The sequence below is a fragment of the Bifidobacterium sp. M0404 genome (assembly GCF_016101415.1).
Taxonomy (GTDB): Bacteria; Actinomycetota; Actinomycetes; order Actinomycetales; family Bifidobacteriaceae; genus Bombiscardovia; species Bombiscardovia polysaccharolytica.
In genome coordinates this window covers 571,215-598,017 of the sequence record NZ_JACFQP010000001.1, presented here as the reverse complement: position 1 = coordinate 598,017, position 26,803 = coordinate 571,215, and the positions used below count along the sequence as shown (strand labels likewise).

25 protein-coding genes and 4 tRNA genes are annotated in these 26,803 nt (G+C 60.2%); 7 read left to right on the top strand and 22 right to left on the bottom strand.

The genetic code is table 11. The features are described 5' to 3' along the window. Positions 1–66: 66 nt before the first annotated feature. Together H3T93_RS02465 and H3T93_RS02460 are read right to left on the bottom strand one after the other, a co-directional pair. Positions 67–636, bottom strand: coding sequence for a DNA repair protein (locus tag H3T93_RS02465; RefSeq protein WP_186363883.1), 570 nt, complete (start codon positions 634–636; stop codon positions 67–69). A 174-nt stretch (positions 637–810) separates the two neighbouring features. Further along, the gene (locus H3T93_RS02460) at positions 811–1,485 is read right to left on the bottom strand and encodes an HAD family hydrolase (protein WP_144177071.1); all 675 of its coding nucleotides are present in this window, start codon (positions 1,483–1,485) and stop codon (positions 811–813) included. A gap of 284 nt (positions 1,486–1,769) precedes the next feature. Here H3T93_RS02460 and H3T93_RS02455 point away from each other — a divergent pair, with 284 nt between their 5' ends. Beyond that, entirely contained in the window at positions 1,770–2,108 is a 339-nt protein-coding gene (locus tag H3T93_RS02455) for a metalloregulator ArsR/SmtB family transcription factor (protein WP_052733317.1), read from the top strand. 10 nt (positions 2,109–2,118) lie between these two features. After that, positions 2,119–2,847: an SdpI family protein gene (locus H3T93_RS02450; RefSeq protein WP_144177072.1), complete on the top strand. Its 729-nt coding sequence runs from the start codon at positions 2,119–2,121 to the stop codon at positions 2,845–2,847. 445 nt (positions 2,848–3,292) lie between these two features. Here the strand turns inward: H3T93_RS02450 and H3T93_RS02445 are convergent, their stop codons facing one another. The 3 genes from H3T93_RS02445 to H3T93_RS02435 form a co-directional block, all read right to left on the bottom strand. Beyond that, positions 3,293–3,769, bottom strand: a complete 477-nt coding sequence (locus H3T93_RS02445) for a GNAT family N-acetyltransferase (RefSeq protein ID WP_144177073.1) — start codon at positions 3,767–3,769, stop codon at positions 3,293–3,295. A 245-nt stretch (positions 3,770–4,014) separates the two neighbouring features. Next, positions 4,015–6,123 carry a bifunctional cytidylate kinase/GTPase Der gene (gene der, locus H3T93_RS02440; RefSeq protein WP_110425225.1) on the bottom strand — a complete coding sequence of 703 codons (2,109 nt, stop codon included), beginning with the start codon at positions 6,121–6,123 and terminating at the stop codon, positions 4,015–4,017. Continuing rightward, positions 6,120–6,893: a pseudouridine synthase gene (locus H3T93_RS02435; protein ID WP_144177075.1), complete on the bottom strand. Its 774-nt coding sequence runs from the start codon at positions 6,891–6,893 to the stop codon at positions 6,120–6,122. The genes der and H3T93_RS02435 overlap by 4 nt, the downstream gene beginning before the upstream one ends. A gap of 170 nt (positions 6,894–7,063) precedes the next feature. Here H3T93_RS02435 and H3T93_RS02430 point away from each other — a divergent pair, with 170 nt between their 5' ends. Next, the gene (locus H3T93_RS02430; protein WP_144177077.1) at positions 7,064–8,356 is read left to right on the top strand and encodes an MIP/aquaporin family protein; all 1,293 of its coding nucleotides are present in this window, start codon (positions 7,064–7,066) and stop codon (positions 8,354–8,356) included. 5 nt (positions 8,357–8,361) lie between these two features. On the opposite strand, the gene H3T93_RS02425 is transcribed toward H3T93_RS02430, so the two are convergent. From H3T93_RS02425 to H3T93_RS02345, 17 genes are all read right to left on the bottom strand, one after another. Then, complete coding sequence (locus H3T93_RS02425; protein WP_046323764.1) at positions 8,362–8,709, bottom strand: hypothetical protein; 348 nt, start codon at positions 8,707–8,709, stop codon at positions 8,362–8,364. A 160-nt stretch (positions 8,710–8,869) separates the two neighbouring features. Then, positions 8,870–10,243, bottom strand: a complete 1,374-nt coding sequence (locus tag H3T93_RS02420; RefSeq protein ID WP_144177078.1) for an NAD-dependent succinate-semialdehyde dehydrogenase — start codon at positions 10,241–10,243, stop codon at positions 8,870–8,872. 162 nt (positions 10,244–10,405) lie between these two features. After that, positions 10,406–12,007 carry a bifunctional phosphoribosylaminoimidazolecarboxamide formyltransferase/IMP cyclohydrolase gene (purH, locus tag H3T93_RS02415; RefSeq protein WP_144177080.1) on the bottom strand — a complete coding sequence of 534 codons (1,602 nt, stop codon included), beginning with the start codon at positions 12,005–12,007 and terminating at the stop codon, positions 10,406–10,408. 52 nt (positions 12,008–12,059) lie between these two features. Continuing rightward, positions 12,060–13,436 carry a cell division protein PerM gene (locus H3T93_RS02410; protein ID WP_144177082.1) on the bottom strand — a complete coding sequence of 459 codons (1,377 nt, stop codon included), beginning with the start codon at positions 13,434–13,436 and terminating at the stop codon, positions 12,060–12,062. Further along, positions 13,433–14,356, bottom strand: a complete 924-nt coding sequence (gene sucD, locus H3T93_RS02405) for a succinate--CoA ligase subunit alpha (RefSeq protein WP_144177084.1) — start codon at positions 14,354–14,356, stop codon at positions 13,433–13,435. Before sucD ends, H3T93_RS02410 begins: the two co-directional genes overlap by 4 nt. Continuing rightward, positions 14,353–15,567 (bottom strand): ADP-forming succinate--CoA ligase subunit beta, encoded by a 1,215-nt coding sequence (gene sucC / locus H3T93_RS02400; RefSeq protein ID WP_144177086.1) that lies wholly within the window; start codon positions 15,565–15,567, stop codon positions 14,353–14,355. The genes sucD and sucC overlap by 4 nt, the downstream gene beginning before the upstream one ends. 22 nt (positions 15,568–15,589) lie before the next feature. Further along, complete coding sequence (locus H3T93_RS02395; protein ID WP_144177088.1) at positions 15,590–16,174, bottom strand: adenine phosphoribosyltransferase; 585 nt, start codon at positions 16,172–16,174, stop codon at positions 15,590–15,592. Between the two features lie 108 nt (positions 16,175–16,282). After that, positions 16,283–16,906 carry a preprotein translocase subunit YajC gene (locus H3T93_RS02390; protein ID WP_144177090.1) on the bottom strand — a complete coding sequence of 208 codons (624 nt, stop codon included), beginning with the start codon at positions 16,904–16,906 and terminating at the stop codon, positions 16,283–16,285. Positions 16,907–16,972: 66 nt separating this feature from the next. Beyond that, on the bottom strand, positions 16,973–18,049 hold the full coding sequence (gene ruvB, locus H3T93_RS02385; RefSeq protein WP_232346972.1) for a Holliday junction branch migration DNA helicase RuvB: 1,077 nt from the start codon (positions 18,047–18,049) through the stop codon (positions 16,973–16,975). Positions 18,050–18,052: 3 nt separating this feature from the next. Continuing rightward, positions 18,053–18,664, bottom strand: coding sequence for a Holliday junction branch migration protein RuvA (gene ruvA, locus H3T93_RS02380; protein WP_144177092.1), 612 nt, complete (start codon positions 18,662–18,664; stop codon positions 18,053–18,055). Positions 18,665–18,706: 42 nt separating this feature from the next. Next, on the bottom strand, positions 18,707–19,288 hold the full coding sequence (ruvC, locus tag H3T93_RS02375) for a crossover junction endodeoxyribonuclease RuvC (protein ID WP_110412913.1): 582 nt from the start codon (positions 19,286–19,288) through the stop codon (positions 18,707–18,709). Between the two features lie 4 nt (positions 19,289–19,292). Next, positions 19,293–20,048, bottom strand: coding sequence for a YebC/PmpR family DNA-binding transcriptional regulator (locus H3T93_RS02370; protein WP_110425236.1), 756 nt, complete (start codon positions 20,046–20,048; stop codon positions 19,293–19,295). Between the two features lie 61 nt (positions 20,049–20,109). Beyond that, the gene (locus tag H3T93_RS02365; RefSeq protein ID WP_144177094.1) at positions 20,110–21,396 is read right to left on the bottom strand and encodes a glycosyltransferase family 4 protein; all 1,287 of its coding nucleotides are present in this window, start codon (positions 21,394–21,396) and stop codon (positions 20,110–20,112) included. Beyond that, the gene (locus H3T93_RS02360) at positions 21,371–22,381 is read right to left on the bottom strand and encodes a phosphatidylinositol mannoside acyltransferase (protein ID WP_144177097.1); all 1,011 of its coding nucleotides are present in this window, start codon (positions 22,379–22,381) and stop codon (positions 21,371–21,373) included. Before H3T93_RS02360 ends, H3T93_RS02365 begins: the two co-directional genes overlap by 26 nt. 4 nt (positions 22,382–22,385) lie before the next feature. Then, positions 22,386–23,060 carry a phosphatidylinositol phosphate synthase gene (gene pgsA, locus H3T93_RS02355; RefSeq protein WP_144177099.1) on the bottom strand — a complete coding sequence of 225 codons (675 nt, stop codon included), beginning with the start codon at positions 23,058–23,060 and terminating at the stop codon, positions 22,386–22,388. 3 nt (positions 23,061–23,063) lie between these two features. Further along, on the bottom strand, positions 23,064–25,109 hold the full coding sequence (gene thrS / locus H3T93_RS02350; protein WP_144177101.1) for a threonine--tRNA ligase: 2,046 nt from the start codon (positions 25,107–25,109) through the stop codon (positions 23,064–23,066). Between the two features lie 77 nt (positions 25,110–25,186). After that, complete coding sequence (locus H3T93_RS02345; protein ID WP_024628113.1) at positions 25,187–26,017, bottom strand: PAC2 family protein; 831 nt, start codon at positions 26,015–26,017, stop codon at positions 25,187–25,189. 162 nt (positions 26,018–26,179) lie between these two features. Here H3T93_RS02345 and H3T93_RS02340 point away from each other — a divergent pair. From H3T93_RS02340 to H3T93_RS02325, 4 genes are all read left to right on the top strand, one after another. Further along, positions 26,180–26,252: transfer RNA gene (locus tag H3T93_RS02340), tRNA-Gly, on the top strand. 27 nt (positions 26,253–26,279) lie between these two features. Further along, a tRNA-Cys gene (locus H3T93_RS02335) sits at positions 26,280–26,350 on the top strand. A gap of 23 nt (positions 26,351–26,373) precedes the next feature. After that, positions 26,374–26,445, top strand: a tRNA-Val gene (locus H3T93_RS02330). Positions 26,446–26,476: 31 nt separating this feature from the next. Then, positions 26,477–26,549 (top strand) — tRNA-Val (locus H3T93_RS02325). Positions 26,550–26,803: the final 254 nt, after the last annotated feature.

Here is a 26,803-nt window from a genome sequence, read left to right as displayed (position 1 = left end):
TACGTCTTGTGATAAATCGTATGCATCCTTGCATGCACGTCATAGGCCGAACCTCAACGATTCAACTCATTTGGAGGAGCTTTGTGGGCTGCCAAGTTCCGTAAGGAAGGCAGCGTAGGCCTGGGGGTTGCGATGGTTTTTGCCTGCTTGGACAATCAACCCGTGATATTCGCGCAAGTCGTTGAGCGGCCATTGATCAACCCGGATAAAATCCGCCTCGTACTCTTCGCCCTCCTGGTATGACCGCAAGGAGGCCCACCCCAGACCGTCCAACATCCGGCGTGCATAGGCGTCCCAGATAAAGCAACGCTGGCCGAAGGCATAAAGCCGTATGACATCCGCCGTCTCGCGGCCAACCCCGGCAATGGTGAGCAGGTCGTCACGCAGGCCTTCATCCGTGCAGTCCTCAACATCAGCCGTGCGGATGCCGTGAGCCAGCAGCCACTGAGCCAGGGCTTTGCAGGTGCGTGCCTTGGCCTTCATAAAGCCGCTTGATCTGATTAAGCTCGTCAGTCTTGCCAGGTCGACGTCGGCCATGTTGCAGGGGTTGAGCAGGTTGGCCTTGCGCAGCTGCTCGATAGACATGGCTGCGTTCCCCCAGGCTGTATGTTGGACCAGCACCGCTCCGATCATCATTTCGAAGTCAGTCTCTGCTGGCCACCAATTCTGCAATCCCAGACTAGCGAGCAAACGTGAGTACAGCCACCTTGAGCAACCGGCATTTATTCTGCCTGAATTGCCCATAATGCCTCCACCAAATTACTTGACGCTTTTCATGGTAACAGCTGGCTCCAGTCGGTGCGGAGCGAGTCAGAGGACGGCAGGCGCCTGGGCGAAGTCTGTGATAGCGCCATCGGCCTCAGAGCGGATGGAATCCCAATCCTTGGCCGAAGACTGGTCGTACATGGCCCAGACCTTCATCCCAGTGCGCTTGGCCGAATCGACGGCGACGAGAAGATCCTCGAATACCGTGCAGTGGTCAGGTGGTACGCCCAGCATCCGCGAAGCCAACAGGTAGATTTCCGGCTCCTCCTTGCCGATGCTTTCGGCGTCATCCACGCTGCAGACCTGGTCGAAAGAATCGGTCATTCCAGCGTGCTTCAAAGCCGCCTGTCGCAGGCGCGGCGGGAGGCTGGTGGCCACAGCCAGGGCGGCTCCGCTGGCTTTTAGCGCTTGCAGGTAATCGAGTGCGTGTGGCTTGGGTTGTACAGCTGTGGCGTAGAGCAGGAGTGCGTCCTCGTTCCACTCCTCCACAAGATCTTCTGGGCGCTCGTCAAGGTGGAAGCGGTTGATGGTGTATCTGGCAATGGCACCGGTCTGCATGGAGGCTACTACAGATGCGTAATCGTCCGGCATGGGGATGTTGCGGCGAGCAAAGAATCGGCGGTCGATTTCCTTCCAGACTCCCATGGAATCCAGAAGTGTACCGTCGAGATCGAAGATGGCGGCCTTGCCAATGTTGACTTTTATTCCATTTTCGCCCATGCCGCAAATTCTCCTATCCGCCGAAGTTATTCATAGTAGCATGACCTCAGATTGGGTCTGGCCCAGCGGCTTGGGGCCAATGTTCTTCCCAATCAGCCTTGTCTTTAGAAAAGTAGGTATGTTCAACAGTTTAATGTTGCCGCGAAAGACATCAACCTCAGCGATTGTCAAAAATTTTGCGCTCAGTGATTGAAAAGCACATATAAGTTGAAGAAGATATACAATATTGGTTGAAACAATGTTAGCATGAAAATACTAGAGAAAATCATCGAAAAAGGAGTCTTATGGCTATTCAGGAAACAACAGCGGCCTTGGCTGATCCCCTGCGCCGTCGTGTGCTGGATCTTTTGGAGCAGGGCGGCATGGAGGCGGGACGCCTGGCCGAAAAACTGGGAATGACGCCATCCAAGCTGTCCTATCATCTGCGGAAGTTGAAAGAAGCAGACCTGATTGTCGGCCACAAGCAGGGCACCAGGGTCATCTACGAACTCAATCTGAGCGTGCTGGACAGCACCATTCAGTGGCTCTACCGCCTGCGGACAAGCGCCAGCGACAAGAGAAGTCTGCCTGTACCGCAGACTGCAAGCACGGAAACTGATTCGGCGGCGGTTTCAGAGTCCTAAGGAGATTCTCATGGCTGATGGCGGCAAAGCGGGTCGGTTCGTCCCGACCCTGGTCGTGGCTCAGTGGTTGCCGGGGATGATCATGCTGGGCGTAAGCTGCTTAGTTGTCAATCGTCTGCCAAACGAAAAGGTCCCGCTTCATTGGAATGCACAGAACCAGGTGGATCGCTGGGGCTCTCCCCAGGAGCTGGTTTGGATGCCCTGCTTCTGTCTGGTCATTGCGCTGATTTGGACCATCCTCATGCTCGTCCTGCGCGCATATTTGATTAAACGTGGTGATGAAGCGGGACATACCTTAACCGTTTTTCTGCTGGGTGGGCTAGGCATGCAGATTGTTTTCGCTGTTATAGATACGTTCTCCATAGCCGCTGCCGATCCTCATTGGGACTGGTGGCCGACGGATTTCGGCATCGATAAAGTCGCCATGCTATTGACCGGTCTGATTCTCATAGTCATCGGCAATCTTGCTCCTAAAATCAGACCCAACGGCATCAGCGGTTTTCGAGTGCCAGGTGCCTACTCCAGCCGCGAGGCTTGGCGCCGTTGTCAGCAATTTGGCGGGGTGCTCTCCATGATTCTGGGCGTGGTCATGATCCTGGCCGCCCTGGCTTATGGCGGAGTCAGGCTCTACTGGACCTGTGGAACCGCTCTGGCAATCGTCCTTGTACTCATGTTTGCCTATGGGTCATACGCGGGCAGAAAGTATGCCGGACAGGGAGGACCTGTCTACCACCATTAGTTCCTGTATGCAATGCGTGAGCTAAAAGAGACTGTAAATGACAGATCGGGATACAAGTAAGAACTTCCTGAGTTCGTTGAAGGATTCAAAGCTGATTTAGATCAAATCAAGCACCCGACAATACGGTCCTTCATCATCAGCATCATTTCACGAACCAAGTTGCAACAGTCTGGACAGGTATCTGCTCTCACCCTAGAAACTGTAATAACAGACACCGCACAAACCCTGTATTTCATGGCAACAAGGTTGAATGCACTCGAAATGAGGATGAAAGCAGTGCATTTCTATCGGGGATTGTTGGGGATGTAAGAGCTTCCATATTACCTTTATTATCTGATTAACCCAATAATGACCGGCTACACACCCGGTGATCTTCTGCGTGCACGCTATAAAATTCGTTGCGCTATTTAGTCAGTTTAGATCTCAGGGAAGTTCGTACGTCCTATTACCGATTCATAGTCTTGCTTAGATTAAGGAATTCATATACGCCATCGTTCGATTTTTGCATTTTAGAACCCATTGTTTTAAATCCTGCGCCCTGATAAACTTTAATTGCACGTTTATTGAACCTGGCTACTGAAAGAACAATAATTCTATAATTAAAATTATTCTGTATGAATTCTTCGATTCCTTTGACGAAATTTAATCCCAACCCGTGTCCAGTCAAATCCGTTCTCAATCCTAAACCAACTTCTACTTTTTCCTCTGATAGCCCTCCCAAGCAAAAATAACCAACCAGTTCATCTTGATCATCCACAACCTGGTAATACTTATCTCCACGCAACTTCGGAGTGATTATCTCTTCAAGATCCTCTAAATCATTTTCCATATCATAAAAGCGGTATTGGCCACTATAGTGCCATTTTCTAGCGATCTGGTCTGCATTTGCCTGAGTTAAATATGCTATTTTCTTAAATATCATATTTACTCCTTACTTAATGTGGAGACTCCGAATTAATATCGGTAGTAATAGTCAAGAGTTTTTGTTTAAGTAACCCAAAGGTTAATCAATAAAACCCGAACTGGGGACAGACACAAATACTGTCAGCCAAGTTTGCATTGCGAGGCTATTGGAGTGAGATGATCGATGTGCTGCGCCCAATCAGCAGGGGTATGGAAAGGCCCCTAGGCTGACTTAAGAGTCGGGCTAGGGACCTTCTACCATCCTTATTTGCGCTTCTTTTTCTCGCGGATATGCACGGAGATCTGGATGGGGGTGCCTTCGAAGCCGAACTCCTCGCGCAGGCAGCGTTCCAGATAGCGGCGGTAGCCGTGCTCCAGAAAGCCGGTGGCGAAGATCACGAAACGCGGTGGCCTGGTGGAGGCCTGGGTGGCGAAGAGAATCCTTGGCTGCTTGCCGCCCCGTAGCGGATGCGGGTGTGCAGCCTGAACCTTGCCTAGGAAGGAGTTGAGCTTGCCGGTCGGTATGCGCTTGTCCCACGATTCCAGAGCGGTCCGCATGGCCCTGGCCAGCCGGTTGGTGTGCCAGCCGGTCTTCGCAGACAGGTTGACCCGCTCGGCCCAGGTGACCCGGTCGAACTCGGTCTGCCAGAGCCGCTCAAGACGTTGCCGGCCGAAGTCATCCAGCAGATCCCACTTGTTGAAGACCAGGACGATGGCCCGACCAGCATCCACGGCCTGGCTCATGACCTTCAAGTCCTGGTCGGCTATGGGCTGGGAGGCGTCGAAGAGGATGAGCGCCAGTTCAGAACGTTCGATGGCCGCCTGCGTGCGCAGGCTGGAGTAGTACTCGGCACCCGAAATCTTGTGCAGGCGGCGCTTGATGCCGGCGGTGTCGATGAAAAGCCAGTCCTCGCCGTCCACCTGTACCACCTCGTCGACCGGGTCACGGGTGGTGCCCGCCACATCGTGGACCACGGCTCGCTCCTCGTGGGCCAGCTGGTTGAGCAGGGAGGACTTGCCCACGTTGGGCCGGCCGACCAGGGCCACCCGGCGCAGGCCCTCCGGGGTGAGGAATCCCGAAGTCTTGTCGGCCTTGCTGAGCTGTTCCAGCGCGGCGTCCAGCAGGTCGCCTATCCCCCGGCCGTGCATGGCGGAGATGGCGTAGGGTTCGCCCAGGCCAAGCTTCCAGAATTCGGAGGCGGTGTAGTCGGCCATCCGGTCATCCAGCTTGTTGACGGCCAGGACGACCGGCTTGCCCGCGGCTCGCAGCATGGTGACGATCCGTTCGTCGCTGGCGGTCAGCCCCACCTGGCCATCCACGACCAGAATGACGGCATCAGCCAGTGATACGGCTACCTGCGCTTGGGATGCGATGGCGGATTCGATGCCCTCCACATCGCTCTCCCAGCCGCCAGTATCTACCAGCTTGAATTGGGTGCCTGCCCACTCGGCCTCGTAGCTGACCCGGTCCCTGGTAACGCCAGGGGTGTCCTCGACCACAGCGGCACGGCGTCCGAGAATCCTGTTGACCAGGGTGGACTTGCCCACGTTGGGCCTTCCCACCACGGCCAGAACGCCTACGGCCTTAGGGCCTTGGTCCTGGTCATTCTGGTTTTCAGAGCCGCCCTCCAGCAGGGCACGGTCTTCTTCATCCAGTTCGTAGTCATCAAGATTGCGAGCGTACTCGTCATAGGAGTCCTCCTCCATGGCCGAGGAGACCAAATCAATCAGGACCTGCAGGGTTTGTTCGAAGGTCAGATCGGAGTTGTCTACAGTAGTAACCCCGTCGGCGGCGCTCATGAAGGAGGTGACCTTGGAATCTCGGGCATCTCGGGCAGCCAGATCCTCGGCGCCGGCTGACCCGGCCTGAGCCTGGCCGCTGCGACGGGCCTGGCGGACCTCTTCACGGGCTGTCAGCAGCACACGGACCTGGGCGTCCGGGGCCACCACTGTGGTGATGTCTCGCCCTTCGGCCACCACACCCCGCTCCTGGTCGGCCATAATGGCCCGCTGAGCGGCGATGAGGACATGTCGCACAGCTGGAATCGAAGAGATCATGGAGACGTGTTCGGATACCTCGGTTGAGCGTATCTCTTCATCCACGTCACGGTCGTCCAGGCTGACTCTGGGATGTTCGGGGTCGAGCCCCATGACCAGGTGACCGCCAGTGATGGAATCCGCCACGGCCTCGGTGATCGCCTCCTGGTCAGGCTGGTCCACGTCCAGGTCCAGTCCGCGGTCCATGCACCATAGGGTGACGGCCCGGTACATGGCGCCCGTGTCCAGGTAGGCTAGACCGAAATGCTTGGCCAGAGCCCGCGAGGTGGAGGACTTGCCTACGCCTGCCGGGCCATCGATGGCGACGGTGATCACAGTCCGACCTCCTTATCCAGGGCCTTGATCTCGGTAGCGGAGAGCACTCGGTAGGAGCCCGGGCGGATCTCGCCCAGCCGGATGGGGCCGATCTGGGTGCGCACCAGCCGGGTCACCGGGTAGCCGATGGCGCCGAAGATGCGCCGAACTATCCGGTTCTTACCCGAGTGCAGGACCACCTTGACGATGGTGTGCTCTCGGTTGTGGTCGATGATGGCGCAATGGTCCAAACGAATCAGGCCGTCGTCCAGCTCTACACCCTGGGTGACCAGCCGTCGGCAGACATTGCCGCCAATATGGCCGCTGAGTGTAGCGATATAGGTCTTCTCCACCTCGTAACGCGGGTGCATGACGTGCTGAGCCAGCTCCCCGTCGTCGGTCATGAGGATCAGGCCCTCGGAGTCATAGTCCAGCCTGCCCATGTGGAAGACCCGCTCGTAGCGGTCCCCGATGATGTCGCGCAAGGTGAACCGGCCCTTGGGGTCGTCCATGGTCGAAAGGACCTTGCGAGGCTTGTTCAGGGCCAGGGTGACGTGCTTGTCGTTCAGATGGATGCGGGATCCATCCACGCGGATCTGCTGGTGGGAGGGGTCAACCCGGCTGCCCAAGGTGGTGACCAGCTCGCCGTCGACCTCGACCCTGCCCTGGGTGATGATCTGTTCGCATTTGCGACGAGAGCCGAATCCGGCCTGGGCCAGCACCTTCTGGAGGCGGATGCCCTCCTCCCGCTGTTCGTGCGCTCTGATCGCCTGTGTGTATGGATGTGGCATCGTTCTCCCAACGTGGCCTGATGGATATGTAACGGATACCGTTCTGAGCGACCGTAGCCGCCGAAAGGTCATATCATACTATATCGGAGCCTAGGGAAGTGTTGTTGGCTTGCCCTAAGCTAGAAACTGTTGTTGTTCATTGTTGTCGAAGGGATTGCAAGGTGGGGAACATGACTATGGAAGCAAGTGCTGAACCGGTTCTCGAACAGGCCGACGGGCAGGTTGCCGCAAAGCCCGTCCGCAGGCGGATCAGACCTCGTGATGTTCGTTGGATTCGTGCGGCCGCAGAGCTGGTGGGCACCTTCTTGATCTGCGCGGTCATCTACCTGTCCTACAGCTTCGGCCAGCTGGTCATGGGCCAGCCAAGCGTGTTGCTGCCGGTCCTGGGAACCGCTCTGACCTACCTGGCCGTGACGGCCATGCTGGGCGGCGTCTCCGGTGGACACTTCAATCCCGCCGTGACCGTGGCCGCCATGTTCACCTCACAGATCAGCATGGTGGACGGACTGATCTACATCGTCGCCCAGGTGATCGGTGCTATTGGCGCCGGTGCGATCGCCGTCGCCCTTATTCCGGTCAGCAAGTCCGTGCCGGACAGGACCTGGCTCATGTTCTCTGTCAACGGTTTTTCCGGTGGTTCGCCTGCTGCAGCCACCCTGGGCCAGCAACACATCGCCTTCGGGGCGCCCATGGCCATCGTGGCTGAGCTGATCGGATGCATAATCGTGGTGGCTGCGGCCATCACCACCTTGCGCTCCGACGGCCGCGCACGTCGCAACCATGCCCTCTATACCGGGCTGGCCTACGGCGTCGGCGTGCTGGTCACCTACCCCATCACCTGTTCGGGGCTGAACCCGGCTCGGTCTACCGGCATCGCCATCTTCGCCCAGTCCAAGCACATGGCCGTCAGCCCGATCTCGCAGCTCTGGCTCTTCTGGATCTGCCCCCTGCTGGCTGCCTCTCTGGTGGCGTTGGTCATCATCATGACCAACATCGTCACCGACAATATGGCCATGCGCGCCATGGGCACCGCTACTGATGCCCAGCCAGTTGCACAGGCAAGTGCAGATGCTCAAGCACAAACACAATCTGAAGCCTTTGCTGCGACCGGTGTCCAGACTCAGGCGGGCGCTGAAGCACAGGTTGATGCCTTTGTTGCCGCAGGTGTCCAGGCTCAGGATCAATCGACCCAGGCATCTCCTGCACCGGTTCAAAACGCTCCTGCAGACACCACGGCTCAGACTGTTGATGTATCGGCTCTTTCTGATGTCGATGCTGGCCAAGACGCCAATTCAGGCAAGAATGCTGAGGGTGGCCAGGATGATGTTGCCCCTGCCGATGCAGGAACTATTCCCGATCTTCAGGTAGAGCCCCTTCGCACTGCATCCAAAACAGAAGACGGTGACGAGGCATCCAAAACAAGCCCACTGAAAACTGAACCACCGAGGACCGAAAAGCCTTAAAAGGGTCACAGCAACAGCTGAATGCTGAAGTAGGTGACCAGAAGGCCGATGCCCAGAGCGATGCTGATGAAGGCATCGAAGGGTACTGATCGAACCTTCCAAGGGCTGCGATCCTTGAGAGTCAGACGCAGAGCGCCACAAACCAGGGCCGCGACGGACACTAGTCCAGTTGCGGCCCAGGTGTATCCGAGGAAGGCTACGAGCGCGGCAATCAGCACCACCAGAAAGATGATGCCCTCACAGATAGGACGACCCTCCTGAGCCTCCGAGACGAAGGGATGGCCTCGACCAGATGACTTGGACGGCTGCGGGGGCTTGAGATCCGGGTTCTCGGCCTTATCTGCGTCTGCCATGCTCCCCAGTTTGCGCATTCCCGACGACCTCCATTTGTTGCTGCACTTGATCTGCCGGTTCGAGCCTACCAGCGCCGCTGACGCAAAGCGACCGTGCCGCCATCGCTCTTGGACGATGACGACACGGTCGCTGTTTCAACAAGAAGCCGGAGCAGTCGAATCAGTTCTTGTGCTGGAAAATCAGATGCTCGTTGGCGAAGGTGTCGAAGCCCAGGCTGTAGAGCTCGCGGCCGTAGCCAGAGTTCTTGATGCCGCCGAAGGGCAGCTCAGGCATGGTCACCCATCCGCCGTTGATGAAGGTCATGCCGGTCTCGATGCGACGTGCCAGAGCATCCGCATGGTCAGTATCCGAGGAGAAGACCACACCGCCCAGGCCGTAGCTGGAGTCGTTGGCCAGTTCAATGGCCTCATCCTCGTTGGCCACCTTGTAAATGGAGGCCACAGGGCCGAACATCTCCTGGTTGTATACAGGGTTGTTGTGGTCGATGTCCGTCAGAACCGTCGGGGTGAAGAAGGCCCCCGGCGAATCGTAGGGTTTGTTGCCGTAGGCGACCTTGGCTCCACCTGCCACAGCGCTTTTGACCTGCTTGGCCAGGTTGTCGCGGGCGGAGACCATGCACATGGGGGCCAGTGTGGTGTCGGGGTTGCTGGGATCGCCCAGAACCGCGTGCGAGAAGGCATCGACGATGAGCGAGACGAAGTCGTCGTAGCGGTTCTCCGTAACGATGAAGCGCTTGGAGGAGGTGCAGACCTGGCCGGCGTTCATCAGCCTGGCACTTGGGGCCACCTTCTTGAGCAGATCCCAGTCAGCGTCATCCAGGACGATGAAGACGTCGTTGCCGCCCAGTTCCATGGAGGACTTCTTCAGGTTGGCTCCGGCCGACTTGGCCACGGAAGCACCGCCGCGCTCCGATCCGGTCAGGGCTACGCCTGAGACACGGGGATCGGCAATGGCACGGTCAACCTGGTCATAGTTGACAAAGAGGTTGGTCAGGCTCCCCTCGGGGGCTCCTGCCTCAGTCACTGTCTCCTGGAAGGCCACAGCCGAGCCTGGCACGTTGGAGGCGTGCTTGAGGATCATGGGGTTGCCCAGAATGAAGTTGGGGGCGAACACGCGCATGATCTGGTAGTAGGGGAAGTTCCAAGGCTCGACCATGAACACGATGCCGGTGGCCTGCTTGACGTAGTAGGCCTTGCCAGCGGGGTTGTCCAAGGGGACGGGAGCCAGCAGCTCCTCGGCGTGGTCGGCGAAGTAGTCGGCGATGTCTGCGCACAACTCCACCTCGGCGCGGGCCTCGCCCACCAGCTTGCCCATGTCCAGGGTCAGGTTGGCAGCCAGGGTGTCCTCGTTCTGGCGGAAGAGTTTGGCGACCTGACGCAGTTGTGCGGGACGGTCTCCGGGCCCTTCTTGCTTGCGCCAGGTCTTGTAGAGGTCATGACCGCGGACCAGGGCATTCTCCAGGTCCTCGTCGGTGGCATCTGGATAGGTCTTGACCAGTTGATTGTTAAAAGGATTGACTGTCTGATAGGTCACAATATCTCCTTTGAATTATGGGTACCTAGTCAGCATCATCGCTGCTCAGTTCACTCAGCATAGCACCGTATTGGACCCCGCGGTCAAGGATTTTGTCGTAGGGCGACATTTGACCGCGGGGTCCGGTTTTATCAGTGGAAGAAGTGGCGGGGTCCGGTTTTATCAGTGGAAGAAGTGGCGGGTTCCGGTCAGATACATGGTCAGATCGGCATCCTGGGCGGCCTTGATCACCTCGGGATCACGGATGGACCCTCCCGGCTGTACCACGGCCCTGATGCCGGCCTGGATCAGGTACTCCAGACCATCTGCGAAGGGGAAGAAGGCATCGGAAGCGGCCACCGAGCCCTTGGCCCGGTTACGGCCTTCATCCAGAGTATTGGCCCGCTCGACTGCTAGGTGGCTGGAGTCCACCCTGTTGACTTGGCCCATGCCGATGCCCACAGTCGCTCCTTGGTTGGCCAGGAGCACGGCGTTGGACTTTACGGAGCGGATGGCGCGCCATGCGAAGGTCAAATCATCCATGGTCGCCTGGTCGGCGGGGTTGCCAGAGACCAGACGCCAGGTGGAGGGATTGTCGCCAGGGGCGTCAATCAGGTCGGGCGTCTGGACTAGTGCTCCCCCGTCGATGGGACGGATGACCGGGCGCTGACGCGGGCGGCGTTGTACAGACAGGATGCGCAGGTTCTTCTTAGTCCGCAGCAGGTCAAGGGCCTCGGGCTCATAGCCTGGTGCCACAATCACTTCGGTGAAGACCGGCTTGATTTGCTGGGCCATGGCCAGGGTGACTGTGCGGTTGGCGGCGATGACCCCGCCATAGGCGCTCATGGGGTCGCAGGCGTGGGCGCGGCGGTGGGCCTGGGCGATGTCCTCACCCACGGCAAGACCGCAGGGGTTGGAGTGCTTGACTACGGCCACTGCGGGCAGGTCAGGGAAGTCCCAGACCGAACGCCAGGCGGAATCCGCATCTACATAATTGTTGTAGCTCATTTCCTTGGCCCCGCCCAGGTGCTCTGCCGCAGCGAAGCCGTCCCGGTCCAACGGGTCCAGGTAGAGGGCGGCCTTCTGGTGAGGGTTCTCCCCGTAGCGCAGCTGGCTGGCTAGACGCCAGGTGCGAGTCAACGTCTGGGCTGGTTTCTGATCCTCTACCTTGTCCTGCTTGTCGTCAACCCATGTGTGTGCTGTCCACTCGGCGATGGCCGCATCATAGGAGGCGGTCAGGGCGAAGGCTTTTGCAGCCAAGCGTGCGCGTTCAGCCAGGCTGAAACCGGTGCCTGAAGCAATGCGCTCGGCGGCTAGAGCATAGTCGTCCGCGTCGGTGATCACAGCTACGCTGGCATGGTTCTTGGCTGCGGCCCGGATCATGGCAGGGCCTCCGATGTCGATGCGCTCCAAGCACTGGTCAGCATTTGCACCATCAAGGACGGTCTGCTCGAAGGGGTAGAGGTTGACCACTACCAGGTCGAAGGGGGCGATGCCCAAGTCTTTGAGCTGCTGGACATGGTCGGGGTTGGTCATGTCGGCCAGCAGACCGGCGTGGATGTGCGGATCCAGGGTTTTGACCCGGCCGTCAAAGCTTTCAGGAAAGCCGGTGACCTTTTCCACCGGGGTGACATGGACACCCAGATCCTGCAGCTTCTTTGCGGTGCTGCCGGTGGAGATGACCTCGGTGCCTGCCTGGCGGAAGGCCGATGCCAGGGCCTCAAGTCCCTGCTTGTGGTAGACCGAGACCAGTGCTCGGTTGATGGTTCGATTCGTGGTGACCATGGAAACTCCTACTCCTATGCTTGAATGCCGAGGCGCCCTGCCACCCTCGGATCTATTTGCCTGGTCTGCGGGTGGACGAGATCTGTCGTGGTGTGTCTGCTCGGTCGGTTGCTTTGGGCTCCTTTCCCTCCTGACCGCGTGATTGGTTTTGTTTTTCCTTGTTTCCCGCCTTGGCGGAAGTTTTTCTGTGGTCTGCCTGGCGCAGATAGTCGAGCAGGGCGTCCTTGATGATGACTAGGGCGGCGAGGATGAGGGGCAGCAGCCATACTCCCAGCAGGCCAACCCCCAGGGAGGTTCCGATCATGCGTAGCGAGGAGGCAATGGGCACGCCCACCCCGGCCAGTCGCTGGCGGCCCAGAGCCCCGTTGGAGAGTTGGAAAAGCAGGGCAAGACCGAGCAGGTTGACCAGCCAGGTCAGGGCCATTGCCAGGGTTGCGATAAGGAAGCAGACTGCGGTATCTCGGGATTTTAACCCTGCTTGACGCACGGCGGCATGAATTCTGACTCCCCAGGGACCGGTCAGCAATAGAATGCCGGCAACAACTCCCGCCAGCAGAGGCAGGCTGAGCAGGATCAGACGAACCTCCTGCCGGGAAACGGGCTCTGGGAAAAGTCCAAAGAGGGGCAGCGAGGGCAGACTGGAGGCGTGGCCCGACCAAAGGGTGAAGGTGGCCAGCCTGCCGATGTTGAAACCGTTTCCGAAGAGCCAGGAGACAGCCCAGATGATCAGGTTGGGCAGCCAGACCAGGGATGCCAGACTGGTCATCACAGCCGAGGCAGTGCCCATACGCGTCAGTTTAAACAGGCGGCCCACATCTCCGTGATAGAGGGCGATCCAGACAACCACGGTGATCATACCGGCAACCAGCATGACTGCCAAGAGTATCGCGCCGGCCGTAAGTCCAAGCCTGATGGTCATGCGGACCTGGACTGGCAGGGTTTCTTTGATGAGTTTGGCAAAAGCCTGACGGAAAGGTTCAGAGCGAACCCAGGCCCAGCCGTAACCCAGCAGAAAGACTAGGCTGGTGCGCAGAAGAATAACCGTGGTGGTGTCGACCTGAATGGTCTGGCTACCCTGCATGAGGATGAGGCTGCACAGCAACCAGACTACCAAGCCGGCAATGCAGCCACCTACAGACATGCCCATGCGGCCGACCAGAGTACGGATTATCCATATCAGCAGGCCAGTCAGCAGCAGGGGGATGATGGTTAGGGTCAGGGCTCCGGCTGTGAACCCGCAGCCCTGGGTGAGCAGAGTGATCGTTTCTGTCAGGGCCACGGTGGCCATTGACAGGGATGGCCCGCCCTCCTCGATGGAAATGATGAGCAGGAGCAGGGCCATGCATGCACCGAGGGCGACGGTGTAGATAAGTATGGCTAGGAAGGCTTCTAGGGCCCCCCGGAGCCATACTTTTACCCTGTCGGTCATATGATGGCATGCTCCCGTAGCAGATCGCGGGCAAGCTGGGCAGTCTCGCCGGGTGTGGTGCCCACCTTGATGCCGACGGACTCTAGCACTTTCTTCTTGTCAGCGGCTGTGCCCTTGCCGCCCGAGATGATGGCTCCGGCGTGGCCCATCTGCCTGCCCTCCGGGGCGGTAAAGCCGGCGATGTAAGCCACGATGGGCTTGGTCATGTGGGTGGAGGCCCAATGGGCTGCCTCCTGTTCGGCCGAGCCGCCGATTTCGCCGATCATGACACAGGCCTTGGTCTCAGGATCTTTGTTGAAGGCTTGCAGAGCCTCTAGCATGGTGGTTCCCACGATGGGGTCGCCGCCAATGCCCAGGCAGGCGGTGAAGCCTATAGAGGACAACTCCCCCATGAGCTGATAGGTCAGGGTACCGGACTTGGAGACCAGGCCAAGCGGGCCTCGACCGGCGATGCCCTGCGGGATGATGCCCAGGTCTACGCCGACGCCGTTGGGCCGGCCAGACATGGTCATCAGTCCTGGGCAGTTGGGACCGACGATGCGGCAGCCGCGTTCCCTGGCCAGGGCCACGCAGTATGCGGTATCGGCCACAGGAATGCCCTCGGTGATTACCACGATTAGGGTGATGCCGGCCTCGATGGCCTCGACCATGGCATCCTTGGCGAATCTGGGCGGGACGAATACCACCGAGGTACGTGCTCCGGTCGCCTTGCACGCTGTTGCACAATCGGCGTATACGGGCACATGACGGGCCTGACCATTCGGACCGTCGAAATCCACCGTCATTCCGGCCTTACGGGCATTGACTCCGGCCAAGATATTGGTGCCGGCCGCCATCATGCGGGCCGTGTGAACCATGCCCTGGTGACCGGTCATGCCCTGGACCATAACGGGGGCGCCGTCCTCGATGAAGAGGGTCATCGTCCCGTCTCCTTTCCTGCCTGAGCGGCCAGGGCCACGGCCTGGTCTGCCGCCTCCTCCATGGTGCGGGCCACCTTGAGCCGAGGTTGCTGGGCCTTGGCCAGCAGGTCCAGTCCCTCTGCAGCCTCATTGCCGTCGAAGCGGACCACAATGGGCTGGTCGCCGTATTGGTCTTGCTTGCCTGCAGCATCCACGGCTGCCAGGATGCCCTGGGCTACCTGCTGGCAAGAGGTGATACCTCCATAAACGTTGACCATGACCGAACGAACCTGGGGGTCGGAGAGGATCACATCCAGGCTGGTGCGCATGACCTCTGGAGAGGCACCGCCACCGATGTCCAAGAAGTTAGCCGGTCCAATAGGAACACCCTGTCGGCGTCCTGACCCGGCGACCGCATCCAAGGAGCTCATGACCAGTCCTGCACCGTTGCCGATGACACCCACCTGGCCGTCAAGATGGACATAGTGCAGGCCTGCGGCCTTGGCCTTGGCTTCCAAGGGATCCACCTGTGCAGGGTCCGTGAAGCGTTTCCAACCGTCGTGTCGGAAGGCTGCGTTCCCGTCTAGGGAGATCTTGGCATCGAGGGCGTCCAGATGCTTGGTGGCCTCGTCATCCGGGTCGCCCACCTTGGCCAAGGGGTTGATCTCGACCAGGGTCGCGTCGCTGTCCTGGAAGGTGTGCCACATGCCTAAAAGTATCTGTGTGGCTTGCTCCAGATCTGCGTGGTAGAAGCCGATGCGCTCGGCCATGGTGCGGGCGGCCTGCCTGTCGAAATCCTCCAGAGGGCCGATGTGCAGGCGCCGGACTGATTCGGGGTGCTCGCGGGCGATGGTCTCCACCTCGGTGCCACCGCTGGCCGTGGCCAGGACATCGTAGTCCCGGGAGGTGCGGTCCACTGAGATGGACAGGTAATACTCGTGCAGGATATTGCGGGCTTCGGTAACCAGGATTCCGCTGACCGGATGGCCGTCAATGTTCATGGGCAGGATGGCCTCGGCCAGAGACACAGCCTGCCCGTGGTTCTCTGCTCGCTTGACGGCGCCTGCCTGTCCCCTGTGCCCGATGGTGGCTTGGCCTTTGATCATGCAGGGGTAGCCGATGACGTCGGCTGCCTGGCCGGCCTCTTCTGCCGTTGAGGCATAGACAGCCCTTGGCTGGGAGATGCCATGCTCAGCGAGCAGCTGCCTGGCCTGATATTCATACAAATCCATGGTGATGGTCCCCCAATCGTGCTCAGGCGGGCATGTTCATCAGGCAGGTGACCGGGTAGGCACCCAGGGCCTTGCGGCCGTTCAGACCATTGAGTTCCATAACGAAGCTGAAACCGGCCACCTGGCCTCCAGCCTGCTCCACCAGACGTGCAGCTGCCTGGGCGGAACCGCCTGTGGCGATCAGGTCGTCCACTATCAGGACTCGCTGGCCTGGTTGGAGGCAGCCCTGCTCGATTTCGATGCGGGCGTTGCCGTATTCAAGTGAGTATTCCTGGCTATATGTGGGTTCGGGCAGCTTGCCGGCCTTGCGCATAGGCAGGAAGCCCTTGCCAAGGTCGCAGGCCAGCTGAGGGCCGATCAGAAAGCCGCGGGCCTCAAGCCCGGCTACCAGGTCGAAGTCCTCTGGCTTGACAGGCAGGGTGCGCTTCATGGCGTCGAGGACGATGGCCAATCCTCTGGGGTCCGACATGGCAGGGATGAAGTCCCTGAAAAGGATCCCTTTCTTGGGAAAGTCCGGAATGGTACGGATCAATGAGATCAGATAAGCGGCGTCGTCATCGCCCACCTGCTTAAGTTTTCCAACCTTGATATCGTCCGATTGAGCCATGATCTTCTTTCTGTCTTGCTCCTTGGGAGTGGTTGCCGGGGCCATCATACGCGCACCGGGTTTCCGTTCAGAGTCAGCCTGACTGAAGGTGTGGCGCGCGTATGATGTTCAGGACTTGCCGGAAGTCGAATCTGAAGCCTTGGAAGCCTTGGAGTCCTTAGAGGCGTCAGGATCCTTGGACGCATCCGGTTCATCAGCGTCGTCGGACTTTTCCGCAGTCTCTGCCGTGTCTGATTCGTTCTTCGGCTCCGGCTCGGTACCCGGCTTGGCTTCGGCCTTATCCGTACCCTCTGAGGCAGCAAAGTTCTGTGTGGCAGTATCGTCGGCTAAGGTTTCTTCATCATCTGCATTGTCATCGTCTTCAGCGGCGGTGACCTCGACTGGGGCATCCGCATCCTCGGAGTGGCCTTCAACCTGCTCAGGCAGGGGGTTGCCGTTTTCGTCAACCTCGTCGTCGTGAACGTAAGCGGGGACGATTGGTGGCCTGGTGATGGCCTGGATGCGCCAGCGGGACTGCGAACCTTCGGAGTCGATGACTACCTGCTCCTTTTCCAGGTCGACTGAGACGACCTTGCCCAGAAGACCGGTGGTGGTGGCTACCTCGTCACCGGGCTGCAGGGACTGACGGAAGTCCTGGACGGCGGCCTGCTGCTGCTTGCTCTTGCGGGAGCTTCCCCACATCATGGCGATCATCAGGGCGATGATGACGATCATGAAAATCATGGATCCCATGGTTGTTTCCACTCCTTGTTTCGGCGGGTATCAAACGGCGATATGCATTGCTGCGAAGACCCCAGTCTAGAACAGCTTCATGACATCCTCGGGCGGTTTGCGACCTAGGTGCTCCCAGGCCTTAGAAGTGGCCACACGCCCTTTTGGTGTACGTACCAAGAAGCCCTCGCGCACTAGGTAGGGCTCACAGACCGTTTCGACCGTCTCGGCCTCCTCGCCCACCATAGCGGCCAGGTTGTTCAGGCCCACGGGACCACCGTCGAAACTGTTGACGATGGCCTTGAGGACGGCCAAATCCAGACGGTCCAGCCCCTCGGAATCGATCTGGTAGAGGGCCAGGGCCTGTTTGACATCATCAGGGCCAACACGGTCAAGATCGTGGACTATGGCCCAGTCACGCACACGACGCAGGAGGCGGTTGGCGATCCTGGGCGTGCCACGGGAGCGCAGGGCCAGCTGATGGGCGGCGTCATCCTGCAGGACAATGCCTAGCACCTTGGCTGATCGCTCGACCAACTTCTCCAGCTCTTCCTCCGGGTAGAAGTCCAGGTGGGCGGTGAAGCCGAAACGGGCTCGCAGCGGCGAGGGCAGCATGCCCTCACGAGTGGTGGCTCCGATGACCGTGAATCTGGGCAGGGTCAGCGGAATGGAGGAGGCTCCGGGGCCCTTGCCCACCATGACATCCACCCGGAAGTCTTCCATGGCGATGTAGAGCAGTTCTTCGGCGGCCCTAGGCAGACGGTGGATCTCGTCTATGAAGAGCACCTCACCGGCCTCCAGAGAGCTCAGGATGGAGGCCAGGTCGCCGGCATGCTGAACAGCTGGCCCCGAGGTGACACGAATGGGAACCTCCAGCTCATGGGCAACGATCATGGCCAGGGTGGTCTTGCCCAGGCCCGGGGGGCCTGCGAGCAGAATATGATCCGGGGCCACATCCCTCTTTTTGGCAGCCTTCAAAAAGAGGCTCAACTGGGCCTTGAGCCGGGGCTGTCCGATGAACCCGTCCAGGGTTTCCGGACGCAGCTCCTCGTCGCTGACCGGCTCGCCTTCGATGGGCCTGGCCGAGACCATCCGCAGGGATTCCTCTTGCGCATCACCATTCTGGGTATCTATATACCCTGTAGACATCTGCTTGTCAGCCATGGATCAGCGCCCCCTGTCCAGCAGGGTCAGGGCCTGCTTGAGCACCTTGGGAATGTCGGCAGACTGCAGGGGCAGGGTGTAGCCTCCATCGCGGCATGTCTGCTCAACAGCCTGCTCGGCATCACGCTGTAGCCATCCCAGGGAGATCAGTCCCTCAACCACCTGGTGGGCGCCATCGTCGGTCTGAGCTGGCCCCTGTCTGCCCGTGCCGGCATCCAAATCAAGCTTTCCGGAGAGTTCGAGGATGATCTTCTGAGCACCCTTCTTGCCTAGGCCTGGCGCCCGGGATAGGGCCACAGCATCGCCGTCAGCCACGGCTTGGGCCAGTTGGTCTGAGTTCAGGGTGGCAAGAATGGACAGGGCCACACGAGGTCCGATGCCGCTGACTTTCTGCAACTGGGCAAAGAGGGATTTGGAGGTGCGGCTGAGGAATCCGTAGAGGGTCAGCGCGTCCTGAGTCAGGGACAGAGCGGTGTAAACGGTGACCGTGGACTCGGCCCGCATGGAGGCTAGATCTGACTGAGGCATGCGCACCTCGAAACCCACTCCCGAAACATCAATGACCGCCGAGCCCGTTTCGATGGCGGCCACCCGCCCGGTCAGCATTGCCAGCACTTGATCACCCCTCGATAGAATCGAACGTCTGTTCGAATCAGCTTACATGTCTCGCTGGACTCCCCGGTGCTTGCCGTACTTGGCAGAGGCCTGGGCCCACTGACGCTGGGCCTGGGTCAGATGCTCCTCGCGTTCCCCGCCTTGGATGGCCCCGGCAGGCCTTAGGGCATGGCAGATGGCCTGGGCCAAAGCATCTGCGGCATCGGCAGGCTTGGGCAGCTGATTGAGCCCCAGGATGCGGGCCACCATCCGTTGCACCTGAATCTTGTCAGCCTGGCCGTTGCCGGTTACGGCCATCTTGGCCTCGGTGGGTGTGTGCAGGGCCACGGGAATCCCCCGCTGCGCAGCTCCCAGCATGGCTAGCCCTGCCGCCTGAGCGGTTCCCAGCACGGTGTTGTGATTGGACTGGGCAAAGACTCGCTCGATTGATACCACGTCGGGACTGAAACGGTCCAAGGCGGCCGTCAGCCCCTGGTAGATGGTCAGCAGACGCAGGTCCTGGCTCTGTTCGGGGTCTGAGCGCACGACGTCCACATGAACAAAGGAAAGCCGGCGCGATGCACCGGCTTCAATGACGCCAACGCCGCATCGGGTGAGCCCCGGGTCGACGCCGAGAACAATCATAAGGTCACTCGTCGTCCAACTGGGCCATGACCTCGTCGGGCGCAGTCCAGTTGCTGTAGATATCCTGCACGTCGTCCAGATCGTCCAGGTTGTCGATCAGCTTTGAGACCTTGCGGGCGGAGTCCAGGTCTAGGGTGACCTCGCTCTTGGGGTTGAGGACCAAATCGGCGGAGTCGTAGTCCATACCGGCATCCTGCAGGGCCTTACGGACGGTGACCATATCGCCGGGGGCAGTCAGTACGGTGTAGCTCTCGCCGTTGTCCTGCACATCCTCAGCACCTGCCTCGGCGGCCTTCTCGAAGACCGTATCGTAGTCCAGGCCCTCCGAGGGGACGATGATCTGGCCCTTGCGCTCGAAGTTGAAGCTGACCGACCCGTTTTGGGCCAGGGAGCCGCCGCCCTTGGTCAGGGTGGAACGGACCTCGGCGGCCGCACGGTTGCGGTTGTCGGTCAGGCACTCGATGATTATGCCGACGCCGGCGGGAGCGTAGCCCTCGTAGACGATGCTCTCGTAGTTGGCCGCTCCGGCCTCCTCGCCCGAGCCACGCTTGACGGCCCTGGTGATGTTGTCTGCGGGCACGGAGGACTTCTTGGCCTTGACGATGGCGTCGTAGAGGGTGGGGTTACCGTCGGGGTCACCGCCGCCGGTGCGGGCAGCGATCTCGATGTTCTTGATCAGCTTGGCGAAGAGCTTGCCACGCTTGGCGTCGATGGCTGCTTTCTTGTGCTTGGTGGTCGCCCACTTCGAATGCCCTGACATATGTCTCCTGACGGTACGAATGCGTAAACGAATGGAATTCTAGTTCCGCTCTTTGACAATTTTACGGGTTTTCAGGCCCCCCCGTGGGGGCTTCATCGTAAAGAGAACCAACCTTCCGGCCCACCAGTCTGCCCAGCAAGCCACGGCGATGATCAGGCCGAGCTGCCAGGGCCCGGGCATAGACGTCCAGAATCTGGTCGGTGACCCGCTCCCAGTCGTAGTCGCTGGCCCGACCCATTCCGCACGAAGCCAGACCCAGACGTGTGGGTCGGTCGTCCAGCAGTTCAAGGACCACCCGGGCGCAGTCCTGGGGGTCTCCGGTGGCGAACAGACGCGCGCTGCGGCCGTTCTGTGAGACATCCTTGAATGCTGGCAGGTCCGAGGCCACCACCGGGCAGCCTGCCGCCATGGCCTCGACCAGCACGATGCCGAAGCTTTCTCCCCCGGTCTGCGGGGCTACATACATATTCAGGCTGTGGTAGAAGGAGGCTTTGTCCTCGTCACTGATCCGACCCAGGAAGGTGAAGTGCTGGGCCAGTCCGGGATCAACAGCCTCAAGTACTTTCCTGGCATCTGCCTGGCCGTCACCTGCACAAAGGAAGCGGACTCCGGGCACACGCTGAAGAATGGCAGGTGCGGCCTGGGCCAAGATTCTGAACCCCTTGCGCTCTTCCTTCATCCTTCCCAGGAAGCCGATGGTGGGCTGCCGGTCGCTCCCCTGCCATTCTGGACGAGGCCTGGCATTGCGCAGAGCTCTCGTTTCGATGCCGTTGGGAATTATCTGGCTGGGGATGCCCGGCTCCAGCAGATTCCGGGCGTTCTGCATGGCTGAGGGGCTGACGAAGATAGCTTGGCTGATATTGGCCAGGTATCGGCGCAGGTAGCGCCTGGTCAGCCTCAGGGCCAGCGGAGTCGAATCGAAGGCCGCATGGAAGGTGGCCACATAGGGGCAGGGAATGAATCCGGGCCGCAGGGGCTTGTGGCTCAGGGAGGGCACCTCGGGCTCATGCAGATGCAGAATGTCGAAGTGGCCCTGCCTGACCCACTGTCTGGTCTTGTGGCCGGCCACGCCGAAGTAGCTCAGGTTGGCCACGGATCCGTTGTAGGGAATGGAGAAAGAGGAGCCGGTGGTCTGTACCCAAAGGGGCATGTCCTTGGTGCGTCGGCCCGGCGCCAGAACCTGCACCTGGTGGCCGCGGTCCATAAGATGCCTGGCGAAGTCGCGGATGTGCAGTTGGACGCCTCCTGGGGTCTCGAAGGAGTAGGGCGAGATGATCCCCACCCGCAGAGGGGCCTTGATAGCGGCACGTTCCGCCTCCTGCTCAGGCCTTTGCTCGGGTGCCTTCATGCCTGTTACCTCCCTTGTTCTTGGATGCCTGGGCCAGGATGAAGTCCGGAAGGTCGTGCATCCGAGAAAGATCCAGATCCTCAAGAAAAATCGGCTGGAGCATGTGCCAGTCCTCGGGATGCTCGCGAATACCCTGGGCCCACTGGTCCACCCAGGCCTGGGTCAGATCGTTGATGGCCTGCTTCCGGGGCATATCCAGGTAGGGTTCGATGGCGATAGGCCCGTCCACCTGGCAGACATAGCCGTAGGGGGCCTTGGCCTGCCGGCGGCGCTCCCCCGTCAGCTTTTCCCTGTGCATGTTCACGGTATACAGGGGCAGGCGGGCATCCAAGGCTATGACGGCAGGGCCAGCGGCCACGCGGATCCAGGAGTTAAAGGCTCTGACGAAGACGCCTCGGCGGCTCAGATCGCGGTCGGCCAGCAGGGGCACGACTTGATCAGGCTCCCGCAGCAGGGTTGTCAGACGGCCGGTGATGTTCGGCTCACCGGTCAGCAGAATGTTCATGCCCAGGCGGCGACGGATGTCCGCAAAGGTGTTGAGCATGCCTTGGTCCCGCAGCCGCTCTGCCACCGTGGTGACCTGCCCGACCGTGGAGCAGGCCCAGAACCCCGCGTAGTCCCAGTTGCCCTGGTGGCCCATGCCGATGGGCAGGGAGCGCAGGCCGATATCTGTCTTGGCTGGATCCGGGTAGGCGCTGCCGCCACCGTGTATACGTGCCAACAGCTGCTCCTTGGTGCGGGCCCCCACGGTCAGGGCCTCTACGAAGTAGACGAAGTAGGAGCGCATGCCCTGGCGCGAGGTGCGACGCAGACTGGGATGGTCGACCTCCGGCATGACATGGGCCAGGTTGCGCTCCAGCTGCCTGACACCGCCTATCCGAAACAGCCAGCAGAAGTCGGCTGCTGCCAGGAAGAGGCCGCGCAACAACCTCTCGGGCACCAGACGCGCATGCTGCGCCAGAAAGATGAGCAGTCGGTCCGGCATGGGCTCACTCGTGGTTGGGGTTGGCAGGCTGCGGGTTGCGGCTCATATCCTTGGCGACGTGGCTGATCCGCTGCCAGACGGTGACGATGCCCAGCAGGGCCAGCAGGACCAGGAAGCAGCTGAGCACGGCCAAGGGCAGCCCGGCCCCCGTCAGCGCCATGCCCACCAGGATGATGACCAGCCGGTCCGATCTGGTGGCGATGCCGTTCTTGGCCTCGAAGCCCTCCGCCTCGGCCCGTGCCCGAGCGTAGGAGGTGACAAAGGACGTCATGATAGCGAAGAGCGCTGCAGCCATGCCGACCTGGGCCCAGATGTCGGGATCCTGGTGGCCGCCATCCGCCACCCAGGCCAGTTCGTGGCGGCGCAGGTAGATGATGACCCCGGTCAGGACGGCCCAGTCGGCTATCCGGTCAAGGGTGGAGTCCAGGAAGCCCCCGAACTGGGTGCCTCCGCCGGTCAGCGAGGCCACGGAACCATCCAGGGAGTCGAAGGCCACCAGGATGGCCAGGACGATGGCCCCGGGCAGGAGCCAGCCGGTGAACCCGATCACGATGGCGACCAGAGTGGTGCCTACGGCTCCGATGATCGTGACACCGTTGGCGCTCACGCCCAGATGAACCAGGCCGCGGGCGATGGGGGCGATGATGCGTTTCCAAGGGCGCCGTAGATGCTCGAACATTGGTCAGTCCTGACTGCAGGAGGTGTTCGCTCGGAAGTCGTCTGCCGAGTTGATCTGTGCGCGGACCTTGATGGCCTCGTTGATCCAGGCGCGGGCCTGCTCCACAGGCACTCCGTTGAGCTGGCTGCCGTCGCGGAAGCGGAAGGAGACCGCGTTCTTGGAGACGTCCTCCTCGCCGGCAATCAGGATGAAGGGTGCCTTGGACTTGGCTGCGTTGCGGATCTTCTTGCCAAAGCGATCGTCGGAGCGGTCGATCTCGCAGCGGACCATGTCATCGCGCAGCTCGTCCAGCAGGTGCTCCAAGTGGGGGGCGAACTCGTCAGCCACGGGCACCGCCTGCACCTGGACCGGTGCAAGCCAGGCCGGGAAGGCGCCGGCGTAGTGCTCCAGCAGGATGGCGAAGAAGCGCTCGATGGAACCGAAGAGAGCCCGGTGGATCATGACCGGTCGCTGGTGGGAGCCGTCGGCGGCGATGTACTCCAGCTGGAAGCGCTCAGGCAGGTTGAAGTCAAGCTGAATCGTGGAGACCTGCCAGGTGCGCCCGATGGCGTCGCGCGCCTGTACGGAGATCTTGGGCCCGTAGAAGGCGGCGCCTTCGGGGTCGTCAACCAGTTCTAGCCCTGAGTCCTTGGCCACCTCGGCCAAGGTGTTGGTAGCCTCCTCCCAGACCTCGTCAGAACCGACGAACTTGTTGGGATCCTTGGTCGACAACTCCAGGTAGAAGTCGTTGAGGCCGAAGTCCTTGAGCACCTTGAGCACAAACTGGAGCAGGTTGGTCAGCTCCCCCTTCATCTGGTCACGGGTGCAGTAGATGTGGGAGTCGTCCTGGGTCAGGCCGCGCACGCGGGTCAGGCCGTGGACCTCGCCGGACTTCTCGTAGCGGTAGACGGTGCCGAACTCGAACAGCCGCAGGGGCAGTTCCTTGTAGGAGCGCTGCCGGGACTTGAAGATCAGGTTGTGCATGGGGCAGTTCATGGGCTTCAGGTAGTAGTCGAAGCCTTGGCGGGTGACCTTGCCGTTGGCATCCTTCTCCTCATCCAGGTGCATGGGCGGGTACATGCCGTCCTTGTACCACTGCAGATGGCCCGAGATCTCGTAGAGGTGGCCCTTGGTGATGTGCGGGGTCTGCACAAAGGAGTAGCCGTTGCGCCGGTGCATCTGGCGGGAGTAGTCCTCCATGACGTTGATGACGGCCGCGCCCTTGGGGTGGAAGACGGGCAGTCCGGGCCCGATTTCATCAGGGAAGGAGAAGAGGTCCATCTCGGCGCCCAGCTTGCGATGGTCGCGGCGGGCGGCCTCCTCCAGACGGGCGGTGTAGGCCTTCATATCATCCTTGTTGGCCCAGGCAGTGCCGTAGATGCGCTGGAGCATGGGGTTCTTCTCGTCCCCGCGCCAGTAAGCGGCTGCCGTTCGCATGAGCTTGAAGCAGCGGATGTAGCGGGTGTTGGGCAGGTGGGGGCCACGGCATAGGTCCTTCCAGACCGTGTTGCCCTCGCGGTCCAGATTGTCGTACATGGTCAGCTCGCCACCGGTGGCCACCTCAGTGGCTTCCTCACTATTGATCTCGGCCTCTTTGGCTCCGATCAGCTCCAGCTTGTAGGGCTGGTCGGCCTCCTCCTTGCGGGCCTCCTCCTCGGTCACCACGCGACGACGGAAGCTCTGGGAGGACTTGATAATCCGCTTCATCCGCTGTTCGATCTGCTTGAGGTCGTCGGGGGTGAAGGGCTTGTCCACGTCGAAGTCGTAATAGAAGCCATCCTTGATGGCCGGGCCGATGCCCAGCTTGGCGTCCGGGCGGATCTCCTGGACGGCCTGAGCCATGACGTGGGTTGCCGAGTGCCGCATGATGGCCAGTCCCTGGTCGCTCTCCAAGGTGATGGGATCGACCTTGTCGCCTTCGTGCAGGGGTGTGTAGAGGTCGCGTGGCTGCCCGTTGAGGTCGACGGCGATGATGTCCTTGTCGTCAGCAAAAAGCTGGACGCCAGTCTGATCCGCCGCCACCTCCTTCCGTTCGCCTTTGACGATGATGGAGATGTTCGACTGTGTCATGAATGCCGTCCTTGCTATCGGAGCCCGCGTTACAGGGTGCAGGCTGGACATGGTTTATCGACCCACAGCCTAGGTCGTCACTCAGACAAGGAGGGGCCTTTGTTGCCCATGGAGCGCAGATAATCCTCGGCTTCCCGGACCAGCTCTTCGGCGGCCGGCTCGTCCACCTGGGCCTGGTCGACATCCATCTCCAGACGGTGGACATAGTTGGCCAGGTCGTCGTTGCAGCGCAGAAGCATGCCGGCCTGGGCCTTCCATTCGGCGGCCTTGCGGGGCAGCTCCCCCTCGTCAAGGTGGACGCCAAGCATGGCTGAGAGCCTTTGCAGCAGCTGCAGGGTTCCCTGGGCGCACTCGTCGCTACCCAGGTACTGGGGCACGGAGACCCAGATGGATTCGGTGCTGTAGCCGTCCTGGGTGGCCAGGGCGTCCAGAACGGTGGGGATGCCTATGGGGCCGGAGTGGCCATCGGTGTCGGTCTTGGGCTGGTCGCCAGCCAGGTCGTCAATGGGCAGGGGCCTGGTGTGGGGGCAGTCGGCGAACATGGCACCCAGTGTGATGATGGCCTCCGCCTCATCGTCTTCGGCCCAGTGGATGCTGCGCCTGCAGAAGTCGCTCCAGTGGTAGTTGGGTTCCGGGCCCATCTCCAGCAGAAGCGTGTGGGTGTCATCAATCTGCACCCGGTAGATCTTGGTAGAGGGCCAGATAATTCGCCGCCGACCCTGCACGTGGCAGAGCATGGGCCGTGACATCTGATAGTCGTAGAACCCATCGCCCGGAATGCTGCCGATCTCATGGGACTCATAGACGTTCAACAGGTGGCGGATGACGTTGGTCGAGGCTGAGCACGCATCGTTCCAGCCATCGAAGGCGGCCACCATGGTGCAGTGCTGCCTGGCTTCTTCACTCATACCTCTCACCCTACCGGTAGGAAGCCTTGTACTTGGCGGCTTTGCCGTCAGCGGAGGGTGGCTCTATGACGCGGCGACACGCGCTTTTTGCCAAGTGCGGAGGTCTACGCTACAGTAGTGCAACGTGCTTCGGCAGTCACCACCACGGTGAAAGTTGAATGTGCGGGCATAGCTTAGTTGGTAAAGCGCGACCTTGCCAAGGTCGAGACCGCGGGTCCGAGTCCCGTTGCCCGCTCGAGGTTTCGAGCAGTTTAACCAATACGGTGGGTTAGCCAAGCGGTTAGGCAGCGGCCTGCAAAGCCGTATAGACGAGTTCGACTCTCGTACCCACCTCTCTCTCGAAACGAGAATGACCCGGGCGGTTGGCGCAGAGGTAGCGCACTTCCCTGACACGGAAGGGGTCACTGGTTCGAATCCAGTATCGCCCACGAGGATCACTTCGGTGGTCTTTTCCAATCCGGGCGATTGGCGCAGCGGCTAGCGCACTTCGTTCACACCGAAGGGGTCGCAGGTTCGATTCCTGCATCGCCCACCTGGATTTTCTCCTTCCCCCTCCCCTATCTTTTATCTACCGATAGTTCTAAGTCAGCGATTGGCATTTTACGAACTTTCTGAATTCTCGATGATCTTTCACTAGTCATTCCCCGGCAAAGATGCAAGTAATAAATTATTGTTACCAGCATGACTGAAGTTTGCTGTTCATGCTTAACTACAGTGGCTGTCGACCGGTTTTCGTGGCGGATAGCGAACGAAGTGTTGAGTATGTCCGGGACCTTGTGATAATTT